The organism is Citrobacter sp. S46_ASV_140 (genome assembly GCF_018919545.1).
Taxonomy (GTDB): Bacteria; Pseudomonadota; Gammaproteobacteria; order Enterobacterales; family Enterobacteriaceae; genus Citrobacter; species Citrobacter braakii.
Genome location: NZ_JAHLRC010000037.1, coordinates 1 through 16729, shown reverse-complemented (window position 1 = coordinate 16729; position 16729 = coordinate 1). Strand labels below are relative to the sequence as shown.

Below are 16729 nucleotides of genomic sequence, written 5' to 3'. Positions count from 1 at the left end.
ATAAATCAAGCAACGGTATCCTGTACTTACACGGGCAGCGTTTTCAGCAGCGCAAAGGCCTCTTTCATGCGGTCTTCACTGACGACAAAGGCACATAGCTGGCCTGCGTCGTTCATCCCTCTGGCCACCATCCCCTGCGCTTCGGCGGCAATATGCCAGTTCAGATCGCGGCGTTGGGTTTCCCCAGCCAGATGCAAGGGTAATTCCGGCGTTTTGACTTTTACCAGCATGGCAGGCAACTTCAATGGCGCATTGCCGCCGAGCAGGTTTTTCGCCAGATACATGGCGCTCAGCTGAATCGGTTGCAGGAACGGGAGTACCTGACCGTTAATTTCCGCACAGTCGCCGAGAGCATAAATGTCCGGGTGGCTGGTTTGCAGGTAACTGTCGACGCAGACGCCACGATTGATGTTCAATCCGGCGCGACGCGCCAGCGCGGTTTCAGGGCGCAGACCCGTAGCGGCGATCACCGCATCGACTTCTATGCTGCGGCTACGATCGAGCGTGGCGCGAATCCCCGACTCCGTTTTCTCCAGCCCCTGAAGCTGCGATTTCAGCAGCAGGTGTACGCCCATATCGGTCAGACGATGCTGTAAGCGACTGCTTACTTCTGGCGGCATCAGCGAAGCCAGAATGCTGGCAGCGTTGTCGATAAGCGTCACCGCTTTACCAGCACGACAAAAATCCATCGCCAGTTCGCTGCCAATCAAGCCGCCGCCGACAATCAGCACCCGTTGGGCGTCACGCAGTTGTGTTTCACAGGCGCGATACTCTTGTTGGCTGTTCAATGTGAGCATTAACTCACGTCCGGTAATCGGCGGTACGAAGGCAGATGCTCCCGTCGCCAGCACCAGTTTGTCGTATGGCCACTGTTGCTCCTGGCTTTTCACTACGTGAGCATCGGCATCGATGTCGGTTACCCAGGTGTGCGGAAAGAGGCGCAAATTAAACTGTTCGGCAAACTCCCCCGCCGACTGGCGGGTGAGGTCGTCTGCACGTTGCGACTGACTGATAACATGGCTGAGATCGGGCTTGTTGTACTCATCCATACTGTCCGCAGCAATCAGGGTCAGCGGGACATTTGCATCCTGCTTACGGATATTTTTGACTAACTGGCGGGCGGCGAAGCCCGAACCAATAATGACAATTCCGCGGCTCATTTTGCCTCCGTTGCCAGTACGTCGAAGACGTCTTTACCTAATGAACATTCCGGGCACAGGAAGTTATCCGGCACGTCGCTCCACGGTGTTCCCGGCGCGACATCCTGCAGCGGTTCACCTTTTGCCGGGTCGTAAATCCACTGGCATACGCTGCACTGCATGCTTGGACCAAGATCAGCGGCAGCCGCCGCGGCACAGGCGCACTCTTCCTCTTTGGTTGCCGTTTTGACGATTGTTTCCGGCAGCGGAGCAAGCGCCCACTGACGTGCGATTTCACGGCCATGCTGGCGACACAGTTCCAGCGCGTCCAGATCCGGACGCCATTTCGCTTTCAGACTCAGCGACATCTCGAAACCGGCATCCTGCAAGCGTGTGGACAAACGGTCTACCGCACCGCCGCTCCAGCCGTGTGAACCAAAGGCGCTGGCGCGTTTGTTACGAAAACGCAGGCCGGTCATCTCTTCTACCAGACCGGCGATTTTTGGCATCATTACGTTATTCATCGTTGAAGTACCAACCAGCACGCCTTTAGAGCGGAAGACGTTAGTCAGGACTTCGTTTTTGTCGCTACGGGCGACGTTAAAGATTTTCACCGCCACGTTCGGGTCTACTTCGTTGATGCCCTGGGCAATGGCGTCCGCCATCATGCGGGTGTTGTTGGACATGGTGTCGTAGAAAATGGTGATACGGTCTTCCTGATAGTCAGCCGCCCATTTCAGATACATTTCAACGATTTGTGTCGGGTTGTCGCGCCATACCACGCCGTGGGAAGTGGCAATCATATCCACCGGCAGGTTGAAGCCGAGAATCTCAGTGATTTTCGGTGTCACCAGACGGCTGAACGGCGTCAGGATGTTGGCGTAGTAACGCTGGCACTGTTCGAACAGTTCGGTCTGGTCAACTTCGTCGTTAAACAGACGTTCATCACAGTAGTGCTGGCCGAAGGCATCGTTACTGAACAGCACCGCATCGCCGGTCATGTAGGTCATCATGCTGTCAGGCCAGTGCAGCATCGGTGTTTCAACGAAGATCAGCTGCTTACCGTTGCCAATGTCCAGCGAGTCGCCGGTTCTCACCACGTTGAAGTTCCACTCCGGGTGGTGGTGGTGCCCGTTGATAGAGTCAATAGCGTTGGCTGTGCAGTAAATTGGCGTGTCCGGGATGCAGGACATCAGTTCAGTCAGCGCACCGGCATGGTCCTCTTCCGCGTGGTTAATGATGATGTAGTCGATATCTGCCAGGTCAATTTCACTGCGCAGGTTCTGCACGAATTCACGGCTAAACTTGTGGTCTACTGTATCGATCAGGACATTTTTTTCTTCACGGATGAGATAGCTGTTGTAGCTGCTACCGCGCAGCGTTTTATATTCAGTCCCGTGGAAATCACGAACTTCCCAGTCACGTTGGCCAACCCAATGAATGTTATTTTTAACCAGAATAGACATAGCAACCTCAGTAATTAATTCAGCGTTTTCTAAAAAAGATGTTTTGCTTATTGCAGGTTGCGTGCCAACTTTTTAATTGTTGATTTTAAAGGGTTTGTTTTTTAATGCCTATAAGGTGGTAGTCAAAATGACTATTCATTTTATTGTCAATATGACAATATGAATTGTCAAAATGACAATGAGGTCGTCATGAGTTTTTCCGTAGACGTGCTGGCGGGTATCGCCATTGAATTACAAAGCGGTATTGGACATCAGGACCGTTTTCAACGCCTGATAACCACATTGCGTCAGGTGCTGGAGTGCGACGCGTCGGCATTGCTGCGCTATGAGTCGCGACAGTTTATTCCGCTGGCGATCGATGGGCTGGCGCAGGACGTTCTCGGCAGGCGCTTTACCCTGGAAGGGCATCCTCGTCTGGAGGCGATTGCCCGCGCCGGGGACGTGGTTCGTTTCCCTGCCGACAGCGATTTGCCAGACCCTTACGATGGGCTGATTCCGGGCCAGGAGAGCCTGAAGGTACACGCCTGCATTGGCTTACCGCTGTTCGCCGGTCAAAATCTGATTGGCGCGTTAACGCTGGATGGCATGGAGCCCGATCAATTCGACGTTTTCAGCGATGAAGAGCTTAGGCTGATTGCCGCGCTGGCGGCGGGCGCGCTGAGCAATGCGCTGCTGATTGAACAACTGGAAAGCCAGAATATGTTGCCGGGCTCGTCGACGGCCTTCGAGCAGGTGACTGAAACCCAAATGATTGGCCTGTCGCCCAATATGCTGCAGTTGAAAAAAGAGATTGAGATTGTGGCGGGATCCGATCTCAACGTACTGATTAGCGGCGAAACGGGGACCGGGAAGGAACTGGTAGCTAAGGCTATCCATGAAGGTTCGCCGCGCGCGGTGAATCCGCTGGTGTATCTGAACTGCGCGGCGTTGCCGGAAACCGTAGCGGAAAGTGAGCTGTTTGGTCACGTAAAAGGCGCCTTTACCGGGGCTATCAGCAATCGTAGCGGTAAGTTTGAAATGGCTGACAATGGGACGCTGTTTCTCGATGAGATTGGCGAACTCTCGCTGGCGTTACAGGCTAAGTTGCTACGTGTGTTGCAGTACGGCGATATTCAGCGTGTGGGTGACGATCGCAGCCTGCGCGTGGATGTTCGGGTGCTGGCGGCAACGAACCGTGATTTACGGGAAGAGGTGCTGGCCGGGAATTTCCGTGCGGATTTGTTCCACCGTCTGAGCGTCTTTCCCCTTTCCGTACCGCCCCTTCGTGAACGCGGCGAAGATGTGGTACTGCTGGCCGGTTATTTTTGCGAACAATGTCGGCTGCGGCTGGGACTTTCCCGCGTGGTGTTAAGTCCCGGCGCGCGTAGCCATCTGTTGAATTATGGCTGGCCCGGGAACGTGCGTGAGCTGGAACATGCCATTCACCGGGCGGTTGTTCTGGCCAGAGCCACCAGGGCAGGGGATGAAGTGGTGCTTGAGGCGCAGCATTTTGCCCTGCAGGATGAAACCCCGGCTCCCCAGGCAGAGGTTGTTGCGGAGATCCCGCAGCATCGCAACCTGCGTGAGGCAACGGAGTCATTCCAGCGGGAGATGATCCGCCGGGCGTTGGCGCAAAATAATCACAGTTGGGCGGCAAGTGCGCGGGCGCTGGAAACAGACGTCGCCAACCTGCACCGGCTGGCGAAACGTCTGGGGCTGAAGGATTAGAGAATACCTGCCTGATAGAAATCCTGCAGGTTGATAGCACCGGTGAGTTTACCGTTTTCATCTACCACCGGTGCGGCAGTGATTTTGCGCTTCATCAAGATCTCTTTGGCGTCAATGGCGCGGCTCTGCGCCTGCAGCGTAATGCCATTATGGGTCATTGCTTCGCTAACCTGAGTGGTGAGCGCTCCGCCGCCAACCAGCCAGCGGCGCAGGTCGCCGTCGGTAAAGACGCCTTTCACCAGCGACTCGTCGTCGCAGACTGCCACCAGGCCAAGACCCGTACGGCTTAGTTCCAGCATCGCGTCCATGACGCTGGTGGTGAGCGTCACCTGCGGAATGGCATCGTCACGGCGCATCAGATGATGCACTTTATTTAACAGACGAGCGCCCAGCGCACCCGCCGGATGCGAGCGGGCAAAATCTTCTTCGTTAAAGCCGCGCGCCTGCATCACGGCGATTGCCAATGCGTCGCCCATCATCAGAGTGTTCACGGTGCTGGAAGTCGGTGCCAGGCGCATCGGACAGGCTTCACGCTCAACGGAAATATCCAGCACGGCTTTGGCTGCCAGACCCAGCGGTGAGGTCGGTTTTCCGGTCATTGCCAGCAGAGCGACGGACTTGTCTTCCAGGCGCGGAATGATGAGATCCAGTTCTTTTGCGCCGCCGGAGTAGGAAATAAACAGCATGACATCACGGCTTTCAATCATCCCTAAGTCGCCATGCAGCGCTTCAGCCGGATGCACAAAAAAGGCGGGCGTGCCGGTACTGGCGAGGGTCGCGGCTATTTTTTTGCCAATATGGCCTGATTTGCCAATCCCGGAGACAATCACTTTGCCTTCGCAGTGGATGATAGTATTGGCGGCGCGGACAAAATCATCGCCCAGTCGTTCAGGCAGTCGGCTGGCTTCCTGTAGCTCCAGCATTAACGTCTGACGGCCCGCGTTCAGTAGTGCATCACTCATTGGTTTCTCCGGTTATGATCACTTCAATCCCTTTTGCTTCCAGCGCCTGACGAAACGCAGGGTCGATACCCGCATCGGTAATCAGCTTGTCGACGCTTTCCAGACTGCACACAACATTGGGGCTTTTACGCCCAAATTTTGACGAGTCAGCCATCAGAATCACTTCGCGAGCGGCATTGCACATCGCTTTACTGACGCTAAACACCTCATTAAAGGTGGTCACGCCGGCATTGAGGTCAATGCCGTCGGTGCCCATGAAGAGTTTATCAAAGCTGAACTGCTCAAAGGCGTTTTCTGCCAGCTGACCGTGAAATGACGCAGATTTTTTGCGAAAGGTCCCGCCGGGCATCAGGATAGTTTGCTCGTTGTCCAGCTCTGAAAGGGCGTTAACAATGTGCAGACTGTTGGTCATGACGGTGATGTTGCTAAAGCGGGTGAGCATCGGCACCATCTGCAATACGGTGCTGCCCGCATCCAGAATAATCGAGTCGCCATCGTGAATAAAACGGACGGCGGCTTCGGCAATCTGCTCTTTTTTATGCGTATTGATTAGCGTTTTGTGATCGATTGGCGGGTCGGATTCATCTTTATTTAATACCACGCCGCCATAGGTACGAATGACGGTTCCGGCATTCTCCAGAATGACCAGGTCTTTGCGAATGGTCGTGCCGGTTGTGTCAAAGTAGTGGGCCAGTTCTTCAACCGAGCATTTCCCCTGCTTTTGCAGGTGCTCCAGTATGGCTGCCTGTCGCTGACGAGGTTTCATAGGCGTGATTACCCTGACTTAATAGGTTGCAAAATGATAATTTCGCAAGCTATTAGCATTCACAACGAAATTACCCATGTTTCAGTTTAAGCGCCAATGATAGTGCATTCTGCGCTAACGGATCATGGGGAAAGATCACATCAGGCTGTAAATCATCAAGATGTTTGCCCATTATCGTGGCAATTTTACCGGGCCTGGCGAATACAGTAAGACCTTTCATAAATAACGAATCGGTAACCCGCTGCTGCTCATCCAGCGCGATGGCGACCACCACGCGGGGTTTAAACCGTCCACCGGAACGACCTACGCCAACCCGACCCCGCTGGCAGAGTTGATCAAACGCCCGGTTAAAGCGGGATATTTGCCAGCCACCGAGCGCCAGTTGCAGGCACCAGGCGATAGCGGCGACGGTAATCAGTGCGGAAACCATAATGTGCTCCTTTGATTTTGCCGGATGGCGGCTGTGCCTTATCCGACCAGGTGTGTGTAGGCCCGGTAAGCGCAGCGCCACCGGGCAATCATGTTTCTTAGAACATCACCTGACCACCGGTCACGTTAATGGACTGACCGGTGCAGTAAGAGGCTTTCGGGCTGGCGTAAAACAGCAGCATGTTCAGCACGTCCTGATAATCGCAGCCGCGCTTAAGCGGAACCTTATCAATGTAGTACTGCTCGACTTCGTCTGGCTTAAGGCCAAGCTTGGTCGCATATTGCGGTAATAATGACTGAAACATCGGTGATTTCAGCAGATTGCCGAGCATCAGTGAATGCACGGTGATCCCGTACTCTGCCAGATCCAGCGCCAGCGACTGGGTTAAACCTACGCCGCCAAATTTTGCCGCGCTATAGCCTGAGTTGTGTTTACTGCCCACTTTCCCTGATTTGGAGTTGATCTGGATAATGCGTCCCTGGACGCCATCGCGGATCATCAGGCGTGAAAATTCACGTGCGCAGAGGAAGTAGCCGACCAGATTCACCTGCAGTGAGCGGTCGAAATCCCCAAGCTGAAAGTCGCTGATAAACGCGGCTTTAGCGATACCCGCGCTGTAAACCAGCAGATCGACGCGGCCAAATATTTCATCCACTCCGCGCGACAGCGCCAGCACACTTTGTTCGCTGGTGGCATCAGCGCCAAAACCGTAGGCGGTGCCTTCGCCAAACTCGGCGTTAATTTCCTGCGCGACGTTGGCGGCTTTATCGCTTTGGATATCCACCACCGCGACGCGGTACCCTTCTGTCGCAAGCCCACGGCAAAGGAATGCCCCCAGGGTCTGGCCTCCACCAATGACAACGGCAACCTGATTCATCTTTATCTCCTTCAATCTTAAGCAATAAACTTCAAAATACAGCCCGGTGCGATACCGTCCGGTACGGGGCCCGCAACGTGTACGGTGCCGGGAAATTCCGCTTCACTCAGTCCGTCAAAACGCAGAGTGATATGCCCCAGTTCACGTAAGTTTTGTTCCGCCACGCTGCCAACGGCTGTGACCGGGTAGTGATGCTGGCCTAGCTCAAATTGGATCCCAGCCTGCAAAGAGCCGTTCAGCTCCCCATGGCAATGGATGAAGCAAAATTCTTCGATATCCGCAGGCGCGCCTTCACGAAAGGTAATTAGCATCTGGTCGCAGAGTGCATCCGGGGCGCTCTGGCCGATGCGGGTGATGGTTGTTTCATAAATCACGGTCATTTTTGAGAGCCTCTTATTGGTAAATAAAGCCGGAAACAAACCAGGCGATGAGAACGGTCGGTGCGCCGGTCAGAAAACGACTCACCAGTACGGATGGCACACCGACGCGGACCGTGTCCTGGCGCGCTTCGGCTAGCGACAATCCGACTGGAATAAAGTCGCATGCCGCCTGGGCGTTAATGGCGAACAAGGCAGGTAGCGCCAGATGCGGAGGAATGTTCCCCAAACCAATCTGTACGCCGATCAGGACGCCGATAACCTGGGCGATGACCGCACCAGGGCCGAGGAAAGGGGACAGCAGCGGGAAAGAGCAGATCAGCGCCAGGGTTACCAGCCCCAGCGGATGGCTGGCCAGCGGTGCGAGTCCATGGGCAATCCAGTCCCCCAGGCCAGACGCCATAATGATGCCGATCAGCGCCGAGACGAACGCCATAAACGGCAGAATGGTTTTCAGGACGGTATCGATAGTGTCTCGCCCGGCCTGAAACAGAACCGCAACGGCTGAACCCATTCCCATGCCGACTTTTGCCAACAGACCGTCGCTTTGTTCGGTAATTTTCTTGCTGGTGTCGTACTCGCGACCCATCGTGCTGTTTGCAGGCGTTGGCGCAGCGGATGCTTCACCGACAACGGTAATATTTTCTTCTTTCACGCCAGAGACATAGATATCTTCGATAATATATTGGGCCAGCGGACCGGATTTACCCGTCGCGTGAATATTCACTGTTGGTATACGACGTTTTGGATAGATCCCGCAGCGCAGCGTGCCGCCGCAGTCGATGATCGCCACGCCAATTTCGTTCTCTGGCGGCTCGCCTTCTTTGAAGCCATCAACGGCCTGCCAACCTGTCAGGCTGGCTATCCTGTCGACTATTGCGGGGCGAGTCCCGGCGGTGATATAGACAATTTTCTTGCCTGGCACGGCATCCAGTTCAAGCGGGCCGCCCCAGCCGCCGGTGCCTTTTTCAATACGAATACGCGTCATGATGCTGCTCCCGCCAGATGTACTTTCTGCTCAAGTTGAATGCCCATTTTTTTCTCAAAGATGGTGGTGGTGAAATCGGTCACCCAGCCGCGGAAGAAGTTGGTCACCAGGCCGACCAGCAAATAGCTCACTGCCAGCGGGCCGAGCGGAAGACCCAGCGTGGTCAGTCCGCTGGCGATCCCCAGATAGACGAACAGCTCACCGGGGTTGATGTGGGGAAATAAGCCGTTCATTGAATGGCAGCTGTAAGAGGCGGCTGCGTAGTAGCTGGGCTTGAACTTTTCCGGCATAAAGCGGCCCAGGCTCAGCGTCATAGGATTACAAAACACAAATGTGCCGATGCACGGCAGCAGTAGATAGCGGGACAGCGGGTTTCCGGCGCAGCGCTGGGCAAAACGTTCAATACGTTGCTGACCGATAAAGTTAATCAGCGCATTCATGATGACCAGCAGACTGATCAGCAGAGGCAGAATACCGGTCACCATGCCGGTAAACACCTCTCCGCCTTTCTGGAACAATCCGATAAACCACTCAGCACCGAGTGTGATGGTGTCGATCATTATTCTACTCCTGTAGGGGTTTTAGTTATCTTGCCAAACGGTAACTAATTTTAATCAGATTGAAAGATTTAAAAGTGTTATTTTGATCGCAAAATGAAAGATAAATATTTTAATTTGAAAGATTGTGCGTGAGAACGCGCAAATGTGCCGGTCAGGAGTGCAAGAGGGGGGAAATTCTGTGAAGGAGAGCGACTACTGCTTCCTTGTGTGGCGGAGGATGCTTTACCATACTTCTCCCAGGCTGAATTTGTTTAATGGATGTCTCATGTTCAAGCGTCGTTATGTAGCGTTACTGCCCCTTTTTGTATTGCTTGCTGCTTGTAGCAGCAAACCTAAACCTTCAGAGACTCAAACGACTACGGGTACGCCATCCGGCGGCTTCCTGCTTGAGCCACAGCACAATGTCATGCAAACGGGCGGCGATTTTGCCAATAATCCAAACGCGCAGCAGTTCATCGAGAAAATGGTGAACAAGCACGGCTTTGACCGCCAGCAGTTGCAGGAGATCCTGTCGCAGGCCAAGCGTCTGGACTCGGTATTGCGTTTGATGGACCGCCAGGCGCCGACGACTCAACCGCCAGCCGGACCTAACGGTGCATGGCTGCGGTATCGTAAACAGTTCATCACTCCGGATAACGTACAAAACGGTGTGGCCTTCTGGAACCAATATGAAGATGCGCTGAACCGTGCATGGCAGGTCTACGGCGTACCGCCGGAAATTATCGTTGGCATTATTGGCGTAGAGACTCGCTGGGGCCGCGTGATGGGTAAAACGCGGATTCTGGATGCGTTAGCGACGTTGTCGTTTAACTATCCTCGTCGTGCGGAATATTTCTCTGGTGAACTGGAAACCTTCCTGCTGATGGCGCGAGATGAAAGCGACGATCCGCTCGATTTGAAAGGTTCTTTCGCAGGGGCGATGGGCTACGGCCAATTTATGCCATCTTCCTATAAACAATATGCCGTTGATTTCAATGGCGATGGTCACATTAACCTGTGGGATCCGGTTGATGCTATCGGTAGCGTGGCGAACTATTTCAAAGGCCACGGCTGGGTGAAAGGCGATATGGTTGCGGTTCCGGCGAATGGCCAGGCGCCTGGGCTGGCGAACGGCTTTAAAACCCAGTACAGCATTTCTCAGCTTGCCGCCGCAGGCCTGACGCCGCAGCAGTCTCTGGGTAATCATCAGCAGGCCAGCCTTCTGCGACTGGATATCGGTACCGGTTATCAGTATTGGTATGGACTGCCGAACTTCTACACCATCACCCGCTATAACCACAGTACCCACTATGCAATGGCCGTGTGGCAATTGGGTCAGGCGGTCGCGCTGGCGCGCGTGCAGTAATCATTTGTTATCGGTCTACAGGGGCAATTCCTTGTAGACCGAATAGGCTATCCTGGTGCGTTATCCGGTACTCTTTTGAATGCGGTTTATCTATTTTCTGAATGCCCCTCGTAAAATTGTCTCCTCATCCCCATCTTGGTTATGAAAGTGCTATCTTGTCCGGCATATTTTTTTAACTGACAGAGGCTGAAATGACCGACAGTGAACTGATGCAGTTAAGCGAGCAGGTTGGCCTGGCGTTGAAAGCGCGCGGGGCAACCGTGACGACGGCGGAATCCTGCACCGGCGGCTGGGTAGCCAAAGCAATTACGGATATTGCCGGCAGCTCCGCCTGGTTTGAGCGCGGGTTTGTGACCTACAGCAATGGAGCCAAAGCGCAGATGATTGGCGTGCGCGAAGAGACGCTGGTCCAGCATGGGGCGGTGAGCGAACCTGTGGTGGTGGAGATGGCGATTGGCGCGCTAAAAGCGGCCCGCGCGCATTTCGCTGTTTCGATTAGCGGCATTGCGGGGCCAGATGGCGGCAGTGAAGAAAAGCCCGTGGGGACGGTATGGTTCGCTTTTGCCAGCGCGAGCGGCGAGGGGATTACTCGCCGGGAATGCTTCAGCGGCGATCGCGATGCGGTACGTCGACAGGCGACCGCCTACGCGTTACAAACCCTGTGGCAACAATTTCTACAAAACACTTGATACTGTATGAGCATACAGTATAATTGCCCCAACAGAACATTATCTATCACGTTTCGCGGTTTAACCCGAAAGCGGCATGACAGGAGTAATTAATGGCTATCGACGAAAACAAACAGAAAGCGTTGGCGGCAGCGCTGGGTCAGATCGAAAAGCAATTCGGTAAAGGCTCCATCATGCGCCTGGGTGAAGACCGTTCCATGGATGTGGAAACCATCTCCACTGGTTCGCTTTCTCTGGATATCGCATTGGGCGCGGGCGGTTTGCCAATGGGCCGTATCGTTGAAATCTACGGGCCTGAATCTTCCGGTAAAACGACGCTGACCCTGCAGGTTATTGCTGCCGCCCAGCGCGAAGGTAAAACCTGTGCGTTCATCGATGCTGAACACGCGCTGGATCCCGTCTATGCGCGCAAGCTTGGCGTTGATATCGACAACCTGCTGTGCTCTCAGCCGGATACCGGTGAACAAGCGCTGGAAATCTGTGATGCGCTGGCGCGCTCCGGTGCAGTTGACGTTATCGTTGTCGACTCCGTTGCCGCATTGACGCCGAAGGCAGAAATCGAAGGCGAGATTGGTGACTCTCACATGGGCCTTGCGGCACGTATGATGAGCCAGGCCATGCGTAAGCTGGCCGGTAACCTGAAGCAGTCCAACACGCTACTGATTTTCATCAACCAGATCCGTATGAAGATTGGCGTTATGTTCGGTAACCCGGAAACCACCACCGGTGGTAACGCCCTGAAATTCTATGCTTCTGTTCGCCTGGATATCCGTCGTATTGGCGCGGTGAAAGAAGGCGACAACGTGGTTGGTAGCGAAACCCGTGTTAAGGTCGTGAAAAACAAAATTGCAGCGCCGTTCAAACAGGCTGAATTCCAGATTCTTTACGGTGAAGGTATCAACTTCTACGGCGAACTGGTTGATTTGGGCGTGAAAGAGAAGCTGATTGAAAAAGCCGGTGCATGGTACAGCTACAACGGTGAGAAAATTGGTCAGGGTAAAGCGAATGCCACTAACTGGCTGAAGGAAAACCCGGCAACTGCGAAGGAAATTGAGAAGAAAGTACGCGAGTTACTGCTCAATAACCCGGATTCAAAACCAGACTTCTCTGTTGATGACAGCGGTGAAGATGTAAAAGAAACGAACGAAGATTTCTGATAATCTGACGTTATCGCACATAGAAGGGCTGCATACCATGCAGCCCTTTTCCATTTCTGAAGGCTCACTATGACAGAAGCAACTTCCCGCCGCTCCGCTTATTCCCGACTTCTTGACCGCGCTGTACGTATACTGGCGATGCGCGATCACAGCGAGCAGGAACTGCGGCGTAAGCTGGCCGCTCCGGTGATGGGAAAAAATGGACCGGAAGACATTGATGCAACGCCGGAGGATTACGACAAGGTCATCGCCTGGTGTATTGAAAGTCGTTATCTGGATGATGACCGCTTCGTTCAGCAGTTTATCTCCAGCCGTAGCCGTAAAGGTTATGGACCCGCGCGTGTGCGTCAGGAATTAAACCAAAAAGGGATTTCGCGTGAAGCCGTTGAACGAGCCATGCGCGAGTGCGAAATTGACTGGGCAGGGCTTGCGCGCGCGCAGGCCATTCGTAAATACGGAGAACCTTTACCTGTAGATTTTTCAGATAAGGTAAAGGTCCAGCGCTTTTTGCTCTACCGTGGCTATCTGATGGAAGATATTCAGGCAATATGGCGAAATTTTGACGATTGAGCGCATACGGGATTTTACTTCCCAGTAAAGAAAACTTATCTTATTCCCACTTTTCGATTGCCAGAGGCGCAGTTTACGTGCCGATGCTGGTAATGACATTTCGTTAGCTTGATTTCTTCAGGATAATTATGAGCAAGAGCACCGCTGAGATCCGTCAGGCGTTTCTCGATTTTTTCCATAGTAAAGGACATCAGGTAGTTGCCAGCAGCTCCCTGGTACCGAACAATGACCCTACTTTGTTGTTTACCAACGCCGGGATGAACCAGTTCAAGGATGTGTTCCTTGGCCTCGACAAGCGTAATTATTCCCGCGCAACCACCTCGCAGCGTTGCGTGCGTGCGGGCGGTAAGCACAACGACCTGGAAAACGTCGGTTACACTGCACGTCACCATACTTTCTTCGAAATGCTGGGCAACTTCAGCTTCGGCGATTATTTCAAACATGATGCTATTCAATACGCATGGGAACTGCTGACCGGTGAAAACTGGTTTGCCCTGCCAAAAGAGCGTCTGTGGGTCACCGTCTATGAAACTGACGATGAAGCCTATGAAATCTGGGAAAAAGAAGTCGGCATTCCGCGCGAACGTATCATCCGTATCGGTGATAACAAAGGCGCGGCTTATGCTTCCGACAACTTCTGGCAGATGGGTGATACCGGCCCTTGCGGTCCGTGCACCGAAATTTTCTACGACCATGGCGACCACATTTGGGGTGGCCCTCCGGGAAGCGCAGAAGAAGATGGCGATCGCTACATTGAGATCTGGAACATCGTCTTCATGCAGTTCAACCGTCAGGCTGACGGTACCATGGAACCGCTGCCGAAGCCGTCCGTGGATACCGGTATGGGCCTTGAGCGTATTGCGGCCGTGCTGCAACACGTTAACTCCAACTATGAAATCGACCTGTTCCGTTCACTGATTGAGTCCGTGGCGAAAGTCACTGGTGCGACCGATCTGAGCAACAAGTCGCTTCGCGTTATCGCTGACCATATCCGCTCCTGTGCATTCCTGATTGCCGATGGCGTTGTCCCGTCGAATGAAAACCGTGGTTATGTGCTGCGTCGTATCATTCGTCGCGCGGTACGTCATGGCAACATGCTGGGCGCGAAGGATACCTTCTTCTACAAGCTGGTTGGTCCGCTGGTGGACGTCATGGGCTCCGCAGGTGAAGAACTGAAGCGTCAGCAGGCTATGGTTGAGCAAGTTCTGAAAACCGAAGAAGAGCAGTTTGCGCGTACACTGGAGCGTGGTCTGGCGCTGCTGGATGAAGAACTGGCAAAACTGTCCGGTGATACACTGGATGGCGAAACCGCATTCCGTCTGTATGACACCTACGGTTTCCCGGTTGACCTGACGGCGGACGTTTGCCGCGAGCGCAACATTAAGGTTGACGAAGCGGGCTTTGAAGCCGCAATGGAAGAACAGCGCCGTCGCGCACGTGAAGCCAGCGGCTTTGGCGCAGACTACAATGCGATGATTCGTGTTGATGGCGCCTCTGAATTTAAAGGCTACGAACACCTGGAACTGAACGGCAAAGTGACCGCGCTGTTTGTTGATGGTAAAGCGGTAGACGCAATTAACGCAGGTCAGGACGCAGTTGTCGTACTGGATCAGACTCCGTTCTATGCGGAATCTGGTGGTCAGGTTGGCGACAAGGGTGAACTGAAAGGCGCAGGCTTCGCGTTTGCCGTGAGCGACACGCAGAAATATGGCCAGGCGATTGGTCACATTGGTAAGCTGTCTGCGGGTTCTCTGAAAATTGGCGATGCAGTACAGGCTGATGTTGATGAAGCTCGTCGTGCGCGCATTCGCTTGAACCACTCCGCAACGCACCTGATGCACGCGGCGCTGCGCCAGGTACTGGGCACGCATGTGGCACAGAAAGGCTCGTTGGTTAACGATAAAGTGCTGCGCTTCGACTTCTCTCATACTGAAGCTATGAAGCCTGCTGAAATCCGTGCCGTTGAAGATCTGGTGAATGCGCAAATTCGTCGCAATCTGCCGATTGAAACGAACATCATGGATCTCGAAGCGGCGAAAGCCAAAGGCGCAATGGCGCTGTTTGGCGAGAAATATGACGACCACGTGCGTGTTCTGAGCATGGGTGATTTCTCTACCGAACTGTGTGGTGGTACTCATGCCAGCCGTACGGGTGATATCGGTCTGTTCCGTATTGTGTCTGAGTCAGGCACTGCGGCGGGCGTTCGTCGTATCGAAGCTGTGACCGGTGAAGGCGCTATCCAAACCGTGCATGCTGAGAGCGATCGCTTAAGCGATATTGCGCAGCTGCTGAAAGGCGATAGCCAGAATATTGGTGACAAAGTTCGTTCCGTGCTGGAGCGTACGCGTCAACTCGAAAAAGAATTGCAGCAATTGAAGGAACAGGCTGCGGCGCAGGAGAGTGCAAATCTCTCCAGCAAAGCGGTTGATATCAATGGCGTGAAGCTGCTGGTCAGCGAACTCGCGGACGTTGAGCCGAAAATGTTGCGTACCATGGTTGATGATCTGAAAAATCAACTGGGGTCTACCGTTATCGTTCTGGCAACGGTAGTGGAAGGTAAGGTTTCTCTGATTGCGGGTGTGTCTAAGGACGTGACAGATCGCGTGAAAGCAGGGGAGCTGGTTGGAATGGTCGCTCAGCAGGTAGGCGGTAAGGGTGGTGGTCGTCCGGACATGGCGCAAGCCGGTGGTACGGATGCTGCGGCTCTGCCAGCAGCGTTAGCCAGTGTGAAAGGCTGGGTCAGCGCAAAACTGTAATAATTATAAGCGTAAGTCGACGCTGCGGACTTCAATCCGCAGCGTTTGTATCAACGCTATCGACAACGATAAAGTCAGGTTGAAGTTGTGTATATCGGCTAAACTTAGGTTTAACAGAATGTGATGCCGTGACTGCTTACACTTAGGTGTTTGTCATCGCTTACTTTTTGGCGTTATATGATGGATAATGCCGGGATACAGAGAGACCCGACTCTTTTAATCTTTCAAGGAGCAAAGAATGCTGATTCTGACTCGTCGAGTTGGTGAGACCCTCATGATAGGCGATGAGGTCACCGTGACAGTTTTAGGGGTGAAGGGCAACCAGGTGCGCATTGGCGTAAACGCCCCGAAAGAAGTTTCTGTCCATCGTGAAGAGATCTACCAGCGTATCCAGGCTGAAAAATCCCAGCAGTCCAGTTACTAAGGTTTTCGCGTCTCACCTTTCTGGTGAGGCGCAACCTGATTGAATTATCCCTTTTCTTCTCTTTTCTTCTTCGTCTTCCTCATTTTTTCGATTCTCATCCGCGCATTGCCTTTCCCTGCGATTTTTCCGTTTGTTCATTGCCTCAGGAAATTGCCAATTTATCTGTTGATAAAACACTCTTTTTGCCGTTTTTGCAGACTAATTGCGCGTGAAATGTGCAAACGATAAAAGCGCTGGAAAAATTGTTTGACTTATAAGTCCCAGAAAGTAATATGTGCGCCACGCAGCGACGATGAGCAGAAACAAGTTCTTCGAAGCACTCGCAAGAGGCGTGTTGGTGAGGTGGCCGAGAGGCTGAAGGCGCTCCCCTGCTAAGGGAGTATGCGGTCAAAAGCTGCATCCGGGGTTCGAATCCCCGCCTCACCGCCATTTGCATCCGTAGCTCAGCTGGATAGAGTACTCGGCTACGAACCGAGCGGTCGGAGGTTCGAATCCTCCCGGATGCACCATCTTCTC

Annotated in this window: 16 protein-coding genes and 2 tRNA genes; 9 read left to right on the top strand and 9 right to left on the bottom strand. The window is 53.5% G+C overall.

Going from position 1 to position 16729, the window contains the following annotated elements; translation table 11 throughout:
* Positions 1–26: 26 nt before the first annotated feature.
* Both norW and norV read right to left on the bottom strand, forming a co-directional pair.
* A complete protein-coding gene (norW, locus tag KQJ19_RS11825) occupies positions 27–1160 on the bottom strand; it encodes an NADH:flavorubredoxin reductase NorW (RefSeq protein WP_200079760.1) in 1134 nt (377 codons plus the stop codon).
* Positions 1157–2605 (bottom strand): anaerobic nitric oxide reductase flavorubredoxin, encoded by a 1449-nt coding sequence (gene norV / locus KQJ19_RS11820; protein ID WP_216403677.1) that lies wholly within the window; start codon positions 2603–2605, stop codon positions 1157–1159. Before norV ends, norW begins: the two co-directional genes overlap by 4 nt.
* A 189-nt stretch (positions 2606–2794) precedes the next feature.
* Between norV and norR the strand changes: the two genes are divergently transcribed.
* Positions 2795–4312, top strand: a complete 1518-nt coding sequence (gene norR, locus KQJ19_RS11815; protein WP_047499449.1) for a nitric oxide reductase transcriptional regulator NorR — start codon at positions 2795–2797, stop codon at positions 4310–4312.
* Here norR and gutQ read toward each other — a convergent pair.
* The 7 genes from gutQ to srlA all read right to left on the bottom strand — a co-directional run bounded on the left by gutQ (position 4309) and on the right by srlA (position 9272).
* Positions 4309–5274, bottom strand: coding sequence for an arabinose-5-phosphate isomerase GutQ (gutQ, locus tag KQJ19_RS11810; protein WP_046274841.1), 966 nt, complete (start codon positions 5272–5274; stop codon positions 4309–4311). The two genes, norR and gutQ, sit on opposite strands and share 4 nt — an antisense overlap.
* Positions 5267–6040, bottom strand: a complete 774-nt coding sequence (locus tag KQJ19_RS11805; RefSeq protein ID WP_003037350.1) for a DNA-binding transcriptional repressor — start codon at positions 6038–6040, stop codon at positions 5267–5269. The genes gutQ and KQJ19_RS11805 overlap by 8 nt, the downstream gene beginning before the upstream one ends.
* A 70-nt stretch (positions 6041–6110) precedes the next feature.
* Entirely contained in the window at positions 6111–6470 is a 360-nt protein-coding gene (gene gutM, locus KQJ19_RS11800; protein WP_016154172.1) for a transcriptional regulator GutM, read from the bottom strand.
* 97 nt (positions 6471–6567) lie between these two features.
* Positions 6568–7347, bottom strand: coding sequence for a sorbitol-6-phosphate dehydrogenase (gene srlD / locus KQJ19_RS11795; protein WP_003037345.1), 780 nt, complete (start codon positions 7345–7347; stop codon positions 6568–6570).
* 17 nt (positions 7348–7364) lie between these two features.
* Entirely contained in the window at positions 7365–7727 is a 363-nt protein-coding gene (srlB, locus tag KQJ19_RS11790; protein ID WP_016157310.1) for a PTS glucitol/sorbitol transporter subunit IIA, read from the bottom strand.
* Positions 7728–7740: 13 nt separating this feature from the next.
* Positions 7741–8712 (bottom strand): PTS glucitol/sorbitol transporter subunit IIB, encoded by a 972-nt coding sequence (locus KQJ19_RS11785; RefSeq protein ID WP_016157309.1) that lies wholly within the window; start codon positions 8710–8712, stop codon positions 7741–7743.
* Positions 8709–9272 (bottom strand): PTS glucitol/sorbitol transporter subunit IIC, encoded by a 564-nt coding sequence (srlA, locus tag KQJ19_RS11780; RefSeq protein ID WP_016154169.1) that lies wholly within the window; start codon positions 9270–9272, stop codon positions 8709–8711. Before srlA ends, KQJ19_RS11785 begins: the two co-directional genes overlap by 4 nt.
* A 265-nt stretch (positions 9273–9537) precedes the next feature.
* Between srlA and mltB the strand changes: the two genes are divergently transcribed.
* The 8 genes from mltB to KQJ19_RS11740 all read left to right on the top strand — a co-directional run bounded on the left by mltB (position 9538) and on the right by KQJ19_RS11740 (position 16722).
* Complete coding sequence (gene mltB, locus KQJ19_RS11775) at positions 9538–10617, top strand: lytic murein transglycosylase B (RefSeq protein WP_046274844.1); 1080 nt, start codon at positions 9538–9540, stop codon at positions 10615–10617.
* 191 nt (positions 10618–10808) lie between these two features.
* On the top strand, positions 10809–11306 hold the full coding sequence (pncC, locus tag KQJ19_RS11770; RefSeq protein ID WP_153646965.1) for a nicotinamide-nucleotide amidase: 498 nt from the start codon (positions 10809–10811) through the stop codon (positions 11304–11306).
* Positions 11307–11398: 92 nt separating this feature from the next.
* Entirely contained in the window at positions 11399–12463 is a 1065-nt protein-coding gene (gene recA, locus KQJ19_RS11765) for a recombinase RecA (RefSeq protein WP_016154166.1), read from the top strand.
* Positions 12464–12532: 69 nt separating this feature from the next.
* Complete coding sequence (recX, locus tag KQJ19_RS11760) at positions 12533–13033, top strand: recombination regulator RecX (protein ID WP_016157307.1); 501 nt, start codon at positions 12533–12535, stop codon at positions 13031–13033.
* A 128-nt stretch (positions 13034–13161) separates the two neighbouring features.
* Positions 13162–15789: an alanine--tRNA ligase gene (alaS, locus tag KQJ19_RS11755; protein ID WP_016157306.1), complete on the top strand. Its 2628-nt coding sequence runs from the start codon at positions 13162–13164 to the stop codon at positions 15787–15789.
* 238 nt (positions 15790–16027) lie between these two features.
* Complete coding sequence (csrA, locus tag KQJ19_RS11750; RefSeq protein WP_000906486.1) at positions 16028–16213, top strand: carbon storage regulator CsrA; 186 nt, start codon at positions 16028–16030, stop codon at positions 16211–16213.
* A gap of 336 nt (positions 16214–16549) precedes the next feature.
* Positions 16550–16642, top strand: a tRNA-Ser gene (locus KQJ19_RS11745).
* Positions 16643–16645: 3 nt separating this feature from the next.
* A tRNA-Arg gene (locus KQJ19_RS11740) sits at positions 16646–16722 on the top strand.
* Positions 16723–16729: the final 7 nt, after the last annotated feature.